Source organism: Pseudonocardia halophobica, from assembly GCF_050948485.1.
GTDB classification, from domain to species: domain Bacteria; phylum Actinomycetota; class Actinomycetes; order Mycobacteriales; family Pseudonocardiaceae; genus Pseudonocardia; species Pseudonocardia halophobica.
In genome coordinates, this window is the sequence record NZ_CP192046.1 from 3,105,227 (window position 1) to 3,122,064 (window position 16,838).

Consider the following 16,838-nt stretch of genomic DNA (forward strand, 5'->3'; position numbering starts at 1 on the left):
GACCGGCAGGGAGGGTGTGCATGGAGACCGTGGACGTCGTGGTCCTCGGAACCGGCGGGGCCGGCCTGGTCGCCGCGGTCGCCGCCGCCGACGCGGGGGCCGAGGTCGCCGTCGTCGAGAAGGGGGAGCGGGTCGGCGGGACCACCGCCCTCTCCGGCGGCACCACCTGGATCCCCGCCAACCCCCACGAGTCCACGCCCGATGGTCGCGCGGACGCGCTGGCCTACCTGGACTCCTTGTCCCACGGGCTGATCGAGCCCGCGCTCGCCGAGGCGTTCGTCGACACCGGACCCGAGTTCGTGTGCTGGATCGAGGCGGTCACGCCGGTGCGCTACCACGTGGTCCCCGGGCTCCCGGACTATCACCCGGAGCACCCCGGCGGGAAGCCCGGCGGCGGCCGCTCACTGGATCCCGACCTGTTCTCGTTCCGCGAGCTGGGGGAGTGGGCGGACCGCGTCGTCATGCCGGAGCGGCTGCCGCGGCTGATGCTCACCGAGACCTTCATGGGCGGCGGGCGGCCGGGGCCGCCGAGCCGCGACGAGCGCCGCGAGCGGGACCTGCGCGGCTGCGGGCACGCGCTGGTCGGCGGGCTGCTCAAGGCGCTGCTGGACCGCGGGATCGCGCCGCGGACCGGGCTGCGCGCGACCTCGCTGATCCTCGGCGACGGCGTCGAGGGCGTCCGGTTCGCCGACGGCTCGGAGATCCGGGCGCGACGGGGCGTGGTGCTGGCGACGGGCGGGTTCGAGTGGGACCCGGAGCTGGTGCGGGCCTACCTGCGTGGCCCGATGACCAGCCCGGCATCGGTCCCGACCAACACCGGCGACGGCCTGCGCCTGGCGATGGCCGCCGGTGCCCAGCTCGGCACGATGCGCGAGGCCTGGTGGGTGCCGACCGTCGAGATCCCGGGCGACGAGGCGTTCGGCCGGCAGCGGGCCCAGCTGGTCCTGCGCGAGCGGTCGCTGCCCCGGTCGATCATGGTCAACCGGACCGGCCGGCGGTTCACCAACGAGGCCGCCAACTACAACGCCCTCGGCGGCGCCTTCCACCAGTTCGACCCGACCACGTTCAGCTACGCCAACCTGCCCTGCTGGCTCGTGTTCGACGCCGAGTACCTGCGGCGCTACGGCTTCCTGTCGCTCCCACCGGGCGCGGAGCCGCCGGCCTGGGTGACCACCGCAGCCACGCTCGACGAGCTCGCCCGCCGGATCGGCGTGCCGCCGCTGGAGCTCGCGGCGACCGTGGCCCGGTTCAACGCCCACGTCGCCGACGGCGCCGACACCGACTTCGGCCGCGGCACCAGCGCCTACGACGGCTGGAACGGCGACCAGACCCACTACCCGGGCCCCGGTGCCACCCTCGGCCCGCTGACCGAGGGCCCCTTCCACGCCGTCGAGATCCACAGTGGGGCGCTGGGCACCAAGGGCGGCCCGCGCACGGACGTCGACGGCCGGGTCCTCGACCTCGCCGGCGCGCCGATCCCGGGGCTCTACGCCGCGGGCAACGCCATGGCCGGTGTGACGGGCATGGTCTACGGCGGGGCGGGCGGCACGCTGGGCCCGGGCATGGTGTTCGGGTACCGGGCCGGGCGGCACGCGGGCGCCCGCGTCGCGGCACTGGCCGAGGCGGGGCGATGACGGGCCGGGCCTGGCGCGAGCTGCCCACCCTCGCCGACCTGCTCGTACGGGCCGCGGCCTCGGCCGACCCGGCGGCCGGGATCGTCACGCCCGACGGCCGCACCCCCTGGTCCGAGGTCCTCGCCGGCGCCGAGCGGATCGCCGAGCAGCTGCTCGACCTCGGCGTCGGTCCCCGCGCGCGGGTGGCGGTGGCGGCGGACTGCTCGGCCGAGGGCGTCGAGATCCTCTTCGCGTGCGCGGCGCTGGGTGCGGTCGCGGTGCCGATCAACACCCGGTTCGCCGTGCCCGAGGTCCGGCACGTGCTGGCCGATGCCGGCATCGAGGCCGTCGTCGTGACGGGGCACCCGGACTCGCCCGCGGACTACCCGGAGCTGATCCGCGCGGCGGCCGGGCTGGACGGCGACCCCGCGGCCCTCGCGCTCGACGGCCTGCCCGCGCTGCGGGTCGCGGCCGCGGTCGGCGCGGTCGACGGCTTCGTCGCGCTCGATCTCGCCGGCCCGGACCCGGAGGCGACGGCCGCCCGGATCGGGGAGCTCCGCGAGCGGGTCTCGCTGCGGCAGACCGCGCTCATGGTCTACACGTCCGGGACCACGGCGCATCCCAGCGGCTGCCCGCTCAGCCACGAGGCCGTCGTCGGCGTGGGGGTCGGGGTGGGCCGGACCCGCTTCCGCTGCACCCCCGCGGACGTGCTCTGGGACGTCCTGCCGCTGTTCCACCTCAGCTTCCTCAATCCGCTGCTCGCGATCCTCGACGCGAGCGGCACCTTCGTGACCGACCGCCGCTTCGACCCGGCGCGGGCGCTCACCCAGATCCGCGACGAGCGCGTGACCATCGCGTTCACCTGCTTCCCGACGATCATCGAGGCCCTGGTCGCACGGCCGGACTTCGCCCCGGTCTTCGCCGGGGTGCGGCTGATGCTCAACGTCGGCCCGCCCGAGACGCTCCGCCGCCTGCAGGCGCTGGCCCCGTCGACCGTGCAGCTCACCTCGTACGGCAGCAGCGAGGTCGGCGGGATCGGCGCCACCACCTCGCCGGACGACCCCGACGACGTCCGCCTCGGCACCAACGGCCGCCCGCTGCCCGGGATGGAGATGGCCGCGATGGACCCCGTCGACGACGAGCTCCTCCCGCCGGGGACGCAGGGCGAGATCGTCGTGCGCGGGCCGGGGCTGTTCGACGGCTACTGGAACGACCCGGAGAAGACCGCCCGGACCACGGCTGCCGACGGCTGGTTCCGGTCCGGTGACCTGGGCTTCGTCGACGCGGACGGGCGGGTGAGCTACCGCGGCCGGATCAAGGAGATGATCAAGGTCGGCGGGGAGAACGTCGCCTCGATGGAGGTCGAGGTCGTGCTCGCGCGGCACCCGGACGTGGCGGTGGTCGCCGTCGTCGGCGTCCCGGACCCGCGGCTGACGGAGGTGCCGGCGGCGTTCGTCGAGCTCCGGCCGGGCGCGACGGCTACGGCCGACGACCTGCTGGCCCACTGCCGCGCCTCGCTCGCCTCCTTCAAGGTGCCGCGGTACCTGCGGTTCGTCGACGACTGGCCGATGTCGGCCACCAAGATCCAGAAGGTCGCGTTGGGGCGGAAGCTGGCCGCGGAGCTGGGGGTGGGGTAGGGGTGATCGCGGCGGCGGCCGGGTGGTCCTGTCGGGGGTGCGTGGCAGGGTGGGCGGCCCGAGCGGAAGGAATGCCCGTGTCCACTCTCCCGAGCCGGCACCTCGGCGTCCGGATCGAGGCGCCCGCGGCCGAGGTCTACGCCTTCGTCGCCGACCCCACCAACCTGCCCCGGTGGGCGGCCGGCCTCGCCTCGTCGAGCGTCGAGCTGCACGAGGGGCGGTGGATCACCGAGTCGCCGATGGGCACGGTGGAGATCACTTTCGCCCCGCGCAACGAGTTCGGCGTGCTCGACCACGACGTCACGCTGCCCAGCGGGGAGGTCGTCTCCAACCCGGTCCGGGTGCTGCCCAACGAGGACGGCTGCGACCTCGTCTTCACGGTCCGGCAACGGCCCGACATGAGCGACGTGGACGTGGAGCGGGACCTCGCCGCGGTGCAGGCCGACCTCGACACCCTCGCCCGCCTGCTCTCCCGCCCGTGACCGGCCGCGCGGAGCCCGTGCCCGCGCGAGTCCTCGTGGTCGGCGCGGTCAACGTCGACATGGTGGTGCGGGCGCCGCGGCTGCCCGGCCCCGGCGAGACCGTGGTCGGGCCCGGGGTGGAGCGGTTCGGCGGCGGCAAGGGCGCCAACGCGGCGGTGGCCGCGGCGCGCGCGGGCGCCGAGGTCCGGTACGTCGGAGCGGTCGGCGCCGACGACGTCGGGTCCGGTGCGGTGGCCGAGCTGCGTGCCGAGGGCATCGACGTCGGCGCGGTCGCGGTGCTGGACGACGTGCCGACCGGGGTGGCGCTGATCGTGGTCGACGCGGCCGGCGAGAACCAGATCGCCGTGGGTGGCGGGGCCAACATGGCCGTCGACCCGGAGGCCGTGCGTTCGGCCGTCGCCGGATCGGCGGGCTGGGCCGGGTGCGTGCTGGTCAGCACGGAGATTCCCGAGGAGGCCGTGGCCGCGGCGGTCGAGACCGCTGCGGCACGAGGGATCCGGTGCGTCGTGAACCCGGCGCCCGTGCTGCCGGTGATCGGCCGGCTGCTGCGGCACGGGCCGGTGCTGACCCCCAACACCACCGAGATCCGGGACCTGGCGGCCCTGCTGCCCGACGGCGACGCGGGCGGCTCGGTCGAGGAGCGCGCGACCGCGCTGGCCCGCCGGACGAACGCGGAGGTCGTGGTGACCCTGGGCGGCGAGGGGGCACTCGTCGTCGACCCCGGCGGCGGTGTCGAGCACGTCCCGGCCCATCCGGCGCCCGCGGTCCGGGACACCACCGGCGCCGGCGACACGTTCAACGGCGTCCTGGCTGCCGGTCTGGCGGCAGGGGAGACGGTGCCGCGGGCGGTCCGGCGCGCGGTGGTGGCGGCCGCGCTGTCGGTCGCGGAGAGCGGGGCGCGCGGCGGCATGCCGCACGCACCGCGGATCGAGGACGAGCTGGCCGGATCGGAGCGGCGCGGGGGCTGACGCGGGACTATCGTCGCCCCGTTGTGACTACTTCGGACGGCTCCTCGCTGCGCCTCGGCCACGACACGCGGCTGATGCTCTTCTCCGGCCGGGCCAACCCGGCGCTGGCCGATGCCATCGGCGCGCGGCTCGGGGTCGCGCCCGGCCCCGTCACGCTCCGGACCTTCTCCAACGACGAGGTGTACTGCCGGTTCGAGGAGTCGATCCGCGGGGCGGACGTCTTCCTCGTCCAGCCCATGTGCGGCAACGCCGCGACCGGCGTGAACGCCAACGACGCCTTCCTCGAGCTGCTCGTCATGATCGACGCCGCCGTCGGGGCCAGCGCGCACCGCGTGATCGCCGTGACGCCCTGGTACGGCTACTCCCGGCAGGACAAGAAGTCGGCGGCGCGCGAGCCGATCTCGGCCCGCGTCGTGGCGCGGACGCTGGAGGCCGTCGGCGTCGACCGGGTGCTGACCATGGACCTGCACGCCGGGCAGCTGCAGGGCTTCTTCCAGGTCCCGGTCGACCACATGACGGCGCTGATGATGCTGGCCGACCACTTCACCGGGCCGGCGGGCCTGGCCGGGGAGGACCTGGTCGTCGTCGCGCCCGACGCCGGGCGGGTCAAGCTGAACAAGCAGTTCGCCACGCGGCTGGGCGCGGGCCTGGCGATCCTCGACAAGGAGCGGCCGCAGCAGCAGGTCGCCCAGATCAGCCAGGTGATCGGAGACGTCCGGGGCAGGACGGCGATCATCGTCGACGACATCATCGACACCGCGGGCACGCTGCGCGCCGCCGGGGAGGCCGTCGCCCGGGCGGGCGCGAAGCGGGTGGTCGCGGCGGCGACGCACGCGGTGTTCAGCGGGAAGGCCTACGAGAACCTCGCCGCCTCGCCCCTCGAGCGGATCGTCGTGACCGACACGATCCCGCTGCGGCCGGGCGCCCCGGACACCGTGCACGTGGTGTCCTGCGCGCCGCTGCTCGCCGACTCGATCCGCCGGATCTTCACCAACGACTCGGTCAGCGAGGTGTTCGGGGGCAAGAACCACCCGTTCTGACCTGCGGCTCCGCCGCACCGCGCGCGGAGTGGTGCTCGGGCCCCACGCACGGCCGCGGGTGCGTCAGCGCGTGAGGGAGCGCAGCCGCTCGACGGACTCGCGCAGCCCTTCGGTCAGGGCCGTCGCCAGCCTGGTCATCTTGATCAGCTCGCGCTCCTGCAGCTCGAGGTTGGCGGATCGCCGAGGCCATCGGGCGCGGGCTCGACCTGCCCGTCGTGCCGGTGTCCGCCTAGCACTTCAGCTGGCTCGGTGGCTTCTTCGCCCTCGACTGCCCGGCCTCGAACGAGCTGACGCGCACGGAGCCCGGCTGGGAGCCGACGCACCCCGGTCTCCTCGACGACCTGGGGGACGGGCACTACTTCCGCAGCACGACCGCGGCCTGACCGCGCGGCGGGTGGCACCCACCCGCCGCGCACGGGCGCGTCAGCGCGGGTCTTCGGGGACCTCCAGCAGCAGCGAGTGCCCCTGGTGCGGCTCGAGCTCCACCACGAAGGCCTGCAGGTCGTCGACGACGCCGCACTCCTTGTCGGTGAACATGTCGATGACCCGGCTGCCGGGCACCAGGTGCTCGGAGCGCACGGTGCCGACCACGGCCTCGGCGGCGAAGTTCAGCACCGTGACGTGCATCCGGCGGCCGCCGTCCTCGCCCGGGTCGAGCTCGTGGACCAGCACGAGCATGCCGCGGTGCGAGACGTCCGGGATGTCGACCTGCCGCGCCACGGCGATCCCGTAGCGGGACCGGACGGCCAGGATCGCCTGCAGCTGCCGGGCGAAGCTGCGCTCGTCCTCCAGCTGCTCGGGCAGGGGACCGTAGAGCGAACGGCCGCGCGGCATCCCGGACGCGGACCTCACCGCCTGCGGGGCGGTGCCCATGAGGTCGTGCGCGGCGCGGTGGATCCAGCGGGTGTCGCCCTCGGCGATCAGCTCGGCGACCTCGTCGGCCGGCAGGGTGAGCATGCCCGTCAGGTCCCAGCCGGAGAGGGCGAAGACGCCCGGCTGCAGGGCGTTGTACATCGCCAGCAGCAGGTGCACCCGCATGATCTCGGGAACGTCCTCGTCCGTGATCGCGTCGAGCGAGGACAGCCCGAGCGTCGCGGCGATGACGGTCGCCGTGGTGCAGGCGATGCCGTTGGTGGTGAACACCCGGTTGTACGGCGCGGCGTCGCCGGTCAGAGCGGCGGTGAGGTCCGCGCGCACGCGCTCGGCGAGCTGCTCGCCGGTGAGCTCCTCGCCGGCGAAGGGGTAGAGGTCGTCGCGGTGCCCCGTGGCCCAGTGCACGAGTTCGTAGGTCAGCTCGTCGTGGTTCTGCAGCGCGTGCACCAGCCCGGCGGGGTCGACCCCCAGCTCGAGCGAGGTCCGCTGGGTCAGCCGCAGGAACTCGGTGTCCCCGGTGACCAGCGCGTGGTGGTAGGCGGGGCGGTTGACGAAGTCGTAGGACAGGTCCGGGCCGGCCTCGGAGGTGGCGCGGATGTCGTCGATCGTCAGGTTCAGCTCCTGGAAGGTGAACCCGCCCAGCTTGCGCACCATGCTGGCGATGAGGTGGTTGGCCGCGGACGAGAGCGGGTGCCCCTCGGACCAGGCCGGCATGCCCTCGGCGCTCTTCTCGACGCCGAGGAAGCCGTTGGCGTCGAGCCGCAGCGCGCCGGACCCGAGGTCTGCCAGCGAGTGCACGGCGTCGCCGATGACCAGCCGCATGCCGGCGAAGGACGGGTCGAGCCAGTTGATCGAGGGCTGGCCGTCCTTGAAGTAGTGCAGGTACACCCACCGCCGGGCCACGCCGTCGACGCCGACCACCGGCTTGGTCGCGCTCCAGTTCGTCTCCTTGACGCCCGGGGCGTAGAAGATCACCCGCTGCAGCCGGCCGATGATGTACCCGGCCTTCTCCAGGGCCTCCTCGGTGGGCACGTCGAGGTTCACCGAGTCCCGGCCCGGCGGCACCTCGGGCAGGAGGTTCCAGTCCTCCTCCTCGATCTCCACCATGTGGTAGATGCCGGGGTAGTCGGCGTACTTCATCTCGGCGAGCCGGAAGTCCGCGCCCTTGCCGGTGTGGCCGGGCACGATGTCGTCGATGATCGTGCCGCCGGACCACGTGGCCATGCCGCACATCGCGCGGAACTCGGCCTCGGTGCCGAAGGCGGGGTCGATCTCCGTGCCGATCCGGTCGAAGTGGCCGTCGACACTGGACGTGTACTGCCAGCCCGAGATGCCGCCCGCGCGCTTGACCGGTCCGGTGTGGATCGCCTCGATGCCGATCGTGCAGAAGGCGTTCCAGAGCGCCTCGTCGCCCAACGAGGCCAGGAAGGACTGTCCGGGCCGGGTGATCAGCGAGATCGGGTAGGCCGTGAACCACACCGACGCGGACTCGACGGCCTGGCGCGGGCCGGGGTCGGCGAAGGGGTTCTGCCACATCGTGCCCTGGCCGGAGAATTGCCGGGAGATCTCGTTGGAGTCGGCGAGCATCGACTGGCTGAGCAGCCAGGAGACGTAGGCGGGGTTCTCCCCGGTCGCCGCGCCGTCCTTCGCCACCGAGCGCCGGACGACGGGCGACTTGGCCCGGGCGCGATGGCGGAGGGTCCGTGGGCGCGCGGGATGGAGGTGCTCCGCGTAGGTGATCTCACTGGGCTCGTGGGGCTGCTGCTCCGCACCGTCCCCGGCCTGTCCCTCGGACAGCGCTGCGTCGTCTGACATCTACTCTCCGTGCTCGCCGCGACCCGGTCGTCGCCCGGGGTGGGTGTACCACCCGACCGTGCGGGGACACGACGGTGACGCGCCGACGATGCGCCCGTCCACCCGACCGCACAGGCCGAGCGGCGCGTCCCGCCGCCCGGCGGCGGGGCACCCTGCCGCCGGGCGGGATCAGTGCCCGCAGGCCGCCCCGCCCGGCCCGGCCACGGCGCCCAGCCGCAGCGGGTCGAGGTCGCGCGGGTCCGGGGTCGGGGTCCACCGGCCGTCGACCTCCCGGTAGTCCCACTGCGGACCCGCGGTCGCGACCGTGCGGACGGCCTCGACCAGCCGGTCGACGTCCTCCTCGGTCGTGTTCAGGCCGAGGCTGACGCGCACCGCGTCGGCGCCGCCGGCGAGGCGGGCGAGCAGCGGGTGGGCGCAGAAGCGGCCGTCGCGCACCCCGATGCCGTGCTCGGCGGACAACGCCGCGGCGACGAGCCCGGCCGGGACGTCGGTGACCGTGAAGGACGCGACCGCGACCCGGTCCGGCGCGTCCGCCCAGATCCGCAGGGGACGGACGCCGGCGATCCCGGACAGCCCGCTGACCAGGCGCGCGAGCAGGGCGCGCTCGTGGGCGGGGGCGATCTCGTCGATCACCGGGTCCAGCGCGCGGCAGGCGGCGGCGAGGGCGGCGGCACCGAGGACGTTCGGCGTGCCGGCCTCGTGCCGGTGCGGCGCCGGGGCCCAGCTGACCTCGGCGGTGCGGTCCTCGACGCCGACCGACCGGACCGCGCCGCCGCCGGCGAGGTACGGGGTGGCGACGTCGAGCCAGTCACGCCGCCCGATCAGCGCGCCGGCGCCGTAGGGTGCGTAGAGCTTGTGCCCGGACAGCACCACGTAGTCCACACCGGACGCCGCGATGTCGACCCGGCGGTGCGGGGCGAGCTGGGCGGCGTCGAGCACCACCCGGGTGCCGGCGGCGTGCGCGATCGCGCAGATCTCGTCGATCGGCAGGATCTCGCCGGTGACGTTGGAGGCGCCGGTGATCGCCAGCAGGGCGGTCCGCTCGGCGGTCAGCGCGTCCCGCAGGAGATCGAGCGTCTCGCCGACGGTGTCCGGGGCCCGCAGCACGCGGTGGTCGGTGCCGCGCCAGGCGAGCAGCGTGGCGTGGTGCTCGACGTCGAGGCACAGCGTGGCACCGGGGACGGCGCCGGCGAGCAGGTTGAGCGCGTCCGTGGTGTTGCGGGTGAACACGACGACGTCGTCGGCGCGCGCCCCGACGAACCGGGCCACGGTGTCCCGGGCGCCCTCGAGGACCGAGGTGCAGACCTGCGAGGCGTAGCCGGCGCCGCGGTGCACGCTCGAGTAGTAGGGGAGGAGCTCGGCCACGTGGTCGGCGACCGCGCGCAGCGCGGGGGCGCTCGCGGCGAGGTCGAGGTTCGCGTACGGCACGGTGCGGCCGTCGACCAGCGGGACCGGGAGCCCGGTGCCGACGAGCTCGGGCAGGGGCGTCGGCGCCGGGGTCGTGGTGAGGGTGGTGGTCGGGGTCGTCGCGGCGGTCGCGGTGCGCGTGGGCTCCTCGGCGGCCGTGCAGCCCGGGACCTCGGTGCAGAGCGGCGCCGAGTCGACCCGAGTGTCGACCTGGGTGCGGACGTCGGACATCGTGGATCCTCCCGGATCACTCTGGACCCGGTGCGGCACGAGGTGCCGGACGGAAGGGTCCGCGCTTGCCGGCCGCGGGTCCGCGGCGGCCCGGTCGTCACCCGGAGCACCCCACCGCGGAGGAGGGTTGCCGGCCAGCGAGCCGGGGCTTGGCGCTGGCGCTCTTGACCTGACGACGACGGTAGGTGCCGATCCGCTGGACGGTCAAGTGTGATCCGGGCCGCGGAAACCGCGGCCGGAATGACCGGACATTGCGGCCGCACGCGTTCCGGATCGGCGTCGAATGTCCGGTCTTCGGGCGGCCCGGCCCATTTCCGCGGCATTTCCGTCCCGTTTTTTCCGAACCGGGACGGCTGGTCACTCTGCGTCCATGGCCGACGGGAGAGGCGTCGTCACCCGGTTGAGGGAGGGCGTCGGAGAACCGCCAGGTCGAGCCGCTGACACGTGATCGGTTCCCGGCCAGGTCGACACGATCGCGTGAACAATCCGGCCCCCGTCACACGTCGCCGTGGACCCGTTCCGGCGCCGATGAACCGCCGAAACGAGTGGCCTGGGCCACGGGAAAGGACCGGAAATGGGTCCGGAACGGCCGTGGGACGACCCTCTGTCCGACCCCGGTGATCTCCACTGCTCCGTCCGGATGACACAGTTCCGGCCATGCGCCTCACCGACCGCTTCGCCTATCGACGTCACGTCGATCTGCGTCGCGTGGCGAGCGCGCTGTGTAGCGCGACGGTGAGCTGAGGCCCGGGCCCGTCCCGGGCCACCGCCTCGCCGACCCTCGCTCCGGCGCACCGCCCGTCCCCGCCCGCCCGGCTCCGTCCGGTCCCCGCCGGTCGTCGTCTCCGACACGGCCGTCACGCGGCACGAGTGCCGCCCACCCGGGCCGCCGGACCGGGCCCAGTCGGACCGACCCCGTCGACCCGACCCGGCCCGTCCGTCGGACGGTGCACCAGGCCGTGCCCACCGCCGCCCGCCCCACCGTCGCAGGTCCGTCCACATCGGACCCCTCGGCTGGTCCCCGGGTGCCGGTCCGCCGCCGTCCGCTCCCCAGACGAGAAGAAGTGGAGACACTGTCGTGCCGCGACACCGATACCGACCACCACGGTCGGCACTGACCCGGGTCGCCGGGTCCGCGACCCTGGCGGCCGCCGCCGTGGTCGGCCTCACCGGGCCGGCCCAGGCCGCCACGCCGGACCTGGTGCTAGACCTCGCGCCGCTGCTCACGGCCCACAACGACGAGGAGCCGGCCCCCGCGCCGGAGGCACCGTACGTGGAGCCGTCGTCCACGGCGTTCGAGCAGGGCGACCTGCTGAACCAGGGCCGCGACCTCGCCCCCGCCGGCGTCCCGATCGCCGGGCTGACCCGGTCGGCAGTGGGCGCGCCCGGCCGACTCCTGCCGAGCTGAGGCCGGGATGCGCGCACCGAAGAAGATCCTGCTCGGGCTCCTGGCCCTGGGCGTCGTCGCCGGGGTGACCACCCTGCCGGGCGGCGACGCGTATGCCGACGTCGAGACCGTCAAGTCCGCCGTGAAGGGGGCCGACGGCAAGGACTACTGGGTCGAGAACAACATCGACACCGACGCCGCCGAGGACTCGCGCGGCGCCTCCACCCGACCGGAGTACATGGTCGTGTGGGCCGGTGACGAGAACGTCGCCGACACGGTGGTCCCGGACGTCAAGAACCTGCCCGGGTCCCTGACGAACCCGACCGACAAGGTCACGGGCGCCCTGCCGGGCCCGGACTTCATGGCGGTCGTCGACGTCACCACGGGCTCGCCCAGCTATGGCAAGGTCGTCAACACCGCGACCGTCGGCCCGCTGGTCGAGAACGAGCCGCACCACATGCAGTACTCGTGGCGCAAGGGCGACAAGATCTACGCGGGTGGCCTCTACTCGGCGGCCACCTACGTCTTCGACGTGTCCGCGCTGCCGGAGCTCAAGCTCTCCGGCATCAGCCTCCCCAGCCAAACCCTCTGCGGGTCGGTGCCGGACGCGTACTGGGTTCTGAACGACGGAACGGCCTACGGGACCTACATGGGCGGCCCGGTCGTCCCGGGTCCCTGCACCTACTCAGGAGGTGAGGTCCGCACCGGCAACGGGTTCGCGGGCACGCCGGGTGAGGTCGTCCGGTTCGGTCCGGACGGGCAGAAGCTGGTCGAGGCCCCGGCCGCGACCACCACGCCGGAGGACCCGACGCAGTGCCTCACCATGCCGGCGCTCGGCCAGCCCAGCTGCGCCAACCCGCACGGCATCCAGGTCCGCGAGGACCTGAACACGATGGTCACGAGTGACTACGCCGAGCCGCGGACGATCATCCTCGACCCGGTGAAGGCGCCGTCCCCGTACCTGCGCCGGCCCACGGTCCGGATCTGGGACATCTCCGACCTGAACCACCCCAGGGTCAAGTCGGTGTCGTACCTGCCGACCGGTCCGCGTTCCGACGGCCGGGACCCGCTGCACAACGAGAACCGTGCGGCGATGGAGACCACGGTGACCAACCTGCCGGGTCACAAGGGCGCCTTCGCCCAGACCATGCAGGGTGGCGCGCTGTTCTACACGCCGGACATCACGGCGCCGGAGCCGCAGTGGCGGGAGATCTACGACCTGTCCACCGCGGTGAAGGAGCTCGACCCGGCCGCCGGTGACAACGGTGGCCCGAGCTCCAACGGCGGGTGGCTGCAGACCAGCCCCGACGACCGGACGCTGTACCACGCCATCATCGGCCGCAAGCCCGGCGCGCTGGGCAAGGACGACCCCGGCACCGCCGGCGGCGTGATCGCGCTCGACATCGAGAAGCTGGTCGAGGCGGGCGACGAGGCGACCTGCTCGATCGACACCACCGACGAGATCGCCGGCGGTGGCGCGGAGTCCGACTGCCCGACGCTCAAGGGGCACCAGGTCATCAACCCCGGCAAGGCCGCCGGCGGCCCGCACTGGGGTGCCCTCGACAACCTCGAGCTGGGTGACGACGGCTTCTACCACGAGACCGACCAGCCGAGGCGCCTGGCGACCGCGAACTACTTCGTGGCCCGCACCGGCACGGACGGCGACCACCGCGTCTGCATCGTGGACATCGAGAAGGACGGACAGCTGAAGCTCGACGAGGACTTCAGGGACGAGAACACGGGTGACACCTGCATCTCGTTCAACCGGGAGAGCTGGCCGCACGGCTCCTTCGGCAACGCGAAGCCCCACTCGATGCTGTTCGTGGCGAACGATGCCGACATCGCGTAACACCCGGCATCGGGTCTCCCGGTCGCGGCGTGCCCTGGTGCGCCGCGGCCGGGCGGCCGCCGCCGCCCTGGTGGTGCTCCCGCTCGCCCTCGTGGCGAGCGGGGGCACCGCCCTCGCCGGGCCCGTGGTCGTGACCCCCGCCGCGCGTGCGGCAGCGGCGCTGGGGGAACAGGCCGGTCCGGCGGTGGTGCTGCTGCGCGTGGCCCTGCTGGTGGGGACGGCGCTGGCGGGCGGGATCGCCCTGGTGCACGGCCTGCTCGGCCGGCGCGCACCGCAGGGGTCCACCCGCGGCCTGCTCGGCGGGCAGGTCCCGCGCGGGCTACTGGTGACGGCGTGGGTCGCGGCGGGCGTCGTGGCCGCCGCGGCCGAGATCATGCACCTGACGGGATCGGTGTCGGTGCTCGGCACCGTCGCGCACGTGGTGCTCGCCCTGGTGGCCGCGGCCCTGCTCGGGACCCGCTGGTCGGCCGTGCCGGGGGCGGTGCTGCTGGTGCTGCTGGCCGCCCAGCTCGGGTCGATCCACACCGGGCTCGCGTTCGCGCTCGACGCGACCTACGCCGTCGCGTCGGGTGTGCTCGTCGGGGCCACGGCGGTCGCGGCCGCCGGGGCCGGGGGGGCCGGGCCCGCGCCGGGACCTCGGGCGGGGGAGCCCGCGGTCCCGGCCGGGTCGGGGCCGGCCGCGACCGGTGCGTCCTCGGCCGGCCTGCGCAGCCGCGCGACCGCGGAGGCGCCGACGGTGCCCTTCGGCGCGGTTGCGGTCCCGGAGAAGGCCGACCGGCCCGGCGTGCGCCCGCGGTCCGGGGTGCTCGCCCGGGTCGCGATCGCCGCGGGAGCCGTCGCCGTCGGCGCCGGGATCGTGCAGCTCGTCGTCAGCGGGCCGGACACCACTCACGACCTCACCGGGAGCGGGTACGGACTGGCCGGGCTCGCGGCCGCCGCGCTGCCCGTGCTCGTGGTGGCGGGCTGGGCGGTGGCGCTGCTGCCGGCCGGGCGGCTGCGGGACCGGGAGCTGTACCGCATCGCCGGGATCACCGGTGTCGCCGGCGTCGCCGCCGCGGCGCTGCTCGCGACCCTGCCCCTCCCGGGGCCGGGTCCGGAGCCGGGCCGGCCGCTGCTGCGCACGGTCGGCGCCGGGGCCGACCGGCTCGCCGTGCTGGTCGCCCCGATGCGGCCGGGCCCGAACCTGGTCCGCCTCTCGGGGACCGGCTACCCGGCGCCCGGCACCACGGACGGCACCGCCGTCCGGCCCGTCGTGCTCGCGACCGGCGGGCACGAACACGGCCCGACGCTCCCCATCGCGGCGACCGTCTCGACCGATCCGACGTCCGCCCCCGCCGTCCCGTTCACGGCGCGGGACGGTGCGGCGGGCGGCTGGGCCGTCGTCGACCTCCCCGCGGGGGTGAGCACGCTGACGGTCTCGGCCGGCGGCGTGACGAGCACCGTTCCCGTGGACACCGGGTCGGCGGCGGCCACCCCCGCCGAGGGGGCCCTGACCGGCCCCGACGGGCCGGAGTGCGCGGCAGCGCTGCTGGGCGACCTCGTCGGGCAACGGCCGGGCGATGCGACCCCGGCGGCCGGCACCTGTCCGTCGGACACCCTGTCCGAGGCCGAGGCGGGTGCGCTGCGGGCCACGGTCCGCACGCTCACCGACCACGGCGTGCGCGGCGTGAGCGTCGTGGGGGACGACTCGCCCCGCTCGCGCGCGGCGGCGGAGCTCGTCCGGACCCGGGCCACCGAGGCCGGCGCCCGGCTCGTCGAGCGGCCCGACGCGGACAGCGCCCTGATCGTGGTGTCCGGCTGGGCGCCCGCCGCGGCCACCCTCCGGGAGGCCTCGGCCCGGGCGCTCGAGACGCCGACCCACCTGGGCGGAACGTATCTGGCCCCGTGGTTGTTGACCCCGGGGGTCGTCACCCGGACCTCGTCGTCGGTGGTGCCGCTGGTCTTCAACCCGCAGGACCAGCTCGCCAGGCGGTACGCCGGCGAGGTCGGCGCCGCGTTCCCCGGCGAGGCGCCCTCGACCGCCGGATACGTCCGGTGGGCCGCGCACTCCGGTGTCCCGCTCGACGAGCGGCCCACCCTGTTCGGCGCGGCGCCCGTCGACGTGCCGATGACCGTCAACGCCCCGGGCGACACCGACGGGCACCACGGCGGGGGCAACCCGGCCGCGTGGTTCCCCAACGGGACCGTCGTGCCGGTCAGCGGCCCCCTCGATCCCTCGTGAAGGAGAGCAGTCATGTCCGTGCTCGATGAACCGGTCGGCGGACCGGCCGGGAACCCGCTGGTGCGGGCCCTGCGCGGGGTCCCGGCCCAGGAGCGGGCCTCGTTCGGCCCGGCCGACCGCGAGGCGCCGCCGGTGCAGTGGGTGCCGACCGCCGCGGCGGTGCTGCTGGCGGCCCTGCTGCTGTGGGGCATCTCGCGGGTCGCGCCGGCCACCATGGTCGGGACCGGCGCGCTCGGCCTCGCCCTCGGCTTCACCCTGTTCCACTCCCGCTTCGGCTTCACCTCCGGCTGGCGGCAGCTGGTCGCCGTCGGGCAGGGCGCCGCGATCCGGGCGCACATGGTGATGCTCGGAGTGGCGACCGTGCTGTTCGGTGTCGTCTTCGCGACCGGCATCGGACTGTCCGGGGACCCGCGCGGGTACGTGTCGCCGGTCGGGATCGGGCTGGTCGTGGGGGCGTTCCTGTTCGGCGCCGGCATGCAGATCGGCGGCTCCTGCGCCTCCGGCACGCTGTTCGCCGTCGGCAGCGGGCAGAGCGCGATCGTGCTGACGCTCTTCGGCTTCGTCGTCGGCTCGGTGTTCGCCGCGCTGTCCTTCCCGTTCTGGAACGACGTCGTGCCGCAGGGCCCGGCGATCTCGCTGGTCGACGTCTTCGGCGGCATCCCCGGCGCCGTCGGCGCGTCGCTGCTGGTCCTGGTGCTGATCACCGGCCTGACCTACTGGGTGGCCAAGCGGCGCACCCCGCCGCCGGTCGAGCGGCCGCCGTTGGCCCGCGGGGTCGCCCGCGTGCTGCGCGGCTCGTGGCCGCTGTGGGTCGGCGCGATCGTGCTTGCCGTGCTCAACGCCGCGGTGCTGTTCGTGTCCGGCCAGCCCTGGGGCGTGACGTCGGCGTTCGGGCTGTGGGGCGCCAAGGTCCTGCAGTGGTTCGGCGCCGAGCCGCAGAACTGGGCGTTCTGGCAGCAGCCCGCCAACGCGAAGTCGCTCGCCGGCCCGGTCCTCGCCGACCGGATCTCGGTGCTCGACCTCGGGATCATGGTCGGCGCGCTCTTCGCCTCCGCGGTCGGCGGAGCCTTCCTGCTGCACAGGCGGATCCCGTGGAAGCTGGCCGTCGGCGCGGTCGTCGGCGGGATCCTCATGGGGTACGGCGCGCGGCTCGCGGGGGGCTGCAACATCGGCGCCTACTTCTCCGGAATCGCCTCGTTCAGCCTGCACGGCTGGATCTGGGGTGTGGTCGCGCTGGCCGGGACGTGGGTCGGGCTGCGGCTGCGGCCGCTGTTCGGGCTCTCGAACCCCAAGCCGGCCGACTCGATCTGCTGAT

The 16,838-nt window shown here is 74.7% G+C and carries 12 protein-coding genes and 1 riboswitch; of the genes, 10 read left to right on the top strand and 2 right to left on the bottom strand.

The genetic code is table 11. The annotated features are described in order from the left end of the window. The first annotated feature begins 20 nt into the window (after positions 1–20). The 5 genes from ACQP04_RS14955 (at position 21) to ACQP04_RS14975 (ending at position 5,740) form a co-directional block, all read left to right on the top strand. Complete coding sequence (locus ACQP04_RS14955; protein WP_433507637.1) at positions 21–1,634, top strand: FAD-dependent oxidoreductase; 1,614 nt, start codon at positions 21–23, stop codon at positions 1,632–1,634. Next, a complete protein-coding gene (locus ACQP04_RS14960) occupies positions 1,631–3,250 on the top strand; it encodes a class I adenylate-forming enzyme family protein (RefSeq protein ID WP_433507638.1) in 1,620 nt (539 codons plus the stop codon). The genes ACQP04_RS14955 and ACQP04_RS14960 overlap by 4 nt, the downstream gene beginning before the upstream one ends. A gap of 77 nt (positions 3,251–3,327) precedes the next feature. Next, positions 3,328–3,732, top strand: a complete 405-nt coding sequence (locus tag ACQP04_RS14965) for an SRPBCC family protein (RefSeq protein ID WP_433507639.1) — start codon at positions 3,328–3,330, stop codon at positions 3,730–3,732. 17 nt (positions 3,733–3,749) lie between these two features. Further along, complete coding sequence (locus ACQP04_RS14970; protein ID WP_433507640.1) at positions 3,750–4,700, top strand: PfkB family carbohydrate kinase; 951 nt, start codon at positions 3,750–3,752, stop codon at positions 4,698–4,700. A gap of 23 nt (positions 4,701–4,723) precedes the next feature. Then, entirely contained in the window at positions 4,724–5,740 is a 1,017-nt protein-coding gene (locus tag ACQP04_RS14975; RefSeq protein ID WP_433507641.1) for a ribose-phosphate diphosphokinase, read from the top strand. A 423-nt stretch (positions 5,741–6,163) separates the two neighbouring features. Here ACQP04_RS14975 and treS read toward each other — a convergent pair whose 3' ends face one another. Both treS and ACQP04_RS14985 read right to left on the bottom strand, forming a co-directional pair. Then, entirely contained in the window at positions 6,164–8,428 is a 2,265-nt protein-coding gene (gene treS, locus ACQP04_RS14980; RefSeq protein ID WP_433507642.1) for a maltose alpha-D-glucosyltransferase, read from the bottom strand. 168 nt (positions 8,429–8,596) lie between these two features. Further along, positions 8,597–10,066, bottom strand: a complete 1,470-nt coding sequence (locus tag ACQP04_RS14985) for an aminotransferase class V-fold PLP-dependent enzyme (protein ID WP_433507643.1) — start codon at positions 10,064–10,066, stop codon at positions 8,597–8,599. Positions 10,067–10,122: 56 nt separating this feature from the next. After that, positions 10,123–10,236: riboswitch (SAM riboswitch) on the bottom strand. Between the two features lie 487 nt (positions 10,237–10,723). Here ACQP04_RS14985 and ACQP04_RS14990 point away from each other — a divergent pair. The 5 genes from ACQP04_RS14990 (at position 10,724) to ACQP04_RS15010 (ending at position 16,837) form a co-directional block, all read left to right on the top strand. Next, a complete protein-coding gene (locus ACQP04_RS14990; protein ID WP_358212644.1) occupies positions 10,724–10,810 on the top strand; it encodes a putative leader peptide in 87 nt (28 codons plus the stop codon). A gap of 334 nt (positions 10,811–11,144) precedes the next feature. Beyond that, positions 11,145–11,474 (top strand): hypothetical protein, encoded by a 330-nt coding sequence (locus ACQP04_RS14995; protein WP_433507644.1) that lies wholly within the window; start codon positions 11,145–11,147, stop codon positions 11,472–11,474. Positions 11,475–11,481: 7 nt separating this feature from the next. Continuing rightward, positions 11,482–13,302: a hypothetical protein gene (locus ACQP04_RS15000; RefSeq protein ID WP_433507645.1), complete on the top strand. Its 1,821-nt coding sequence runs from the start codon at positions 11,482–11,484 to the stop codon at positions 13,300–13,302. 37 nt (positions 13,303–13,339) lie between these two features. Next, positions 13,340–15,523, top strand: coding sequence for a hypothetical protein (locus ACQP04_RS15005; RefSeq protein ID WP_433507646.1), 2,184 nt, complete (start codon positions 13,340–13,342; stop codon positions 15,521–15,523). A 12-nt stretch (positions 15,524–15,535) separates the two neighbouring features. Next, on the top strand, positions 15,536–16,837 hold the full coding sequence (locus tag ACQP04_RS15010) for a YeeE/YedE family protein (RefSeq protein WP_433507647.1): 1,302 nt from the start codon (positions 15,536–15,538) through the stop codon (positions 16,835–16,837). Position 16,838 lies beyond the last annotated feature (1 nt).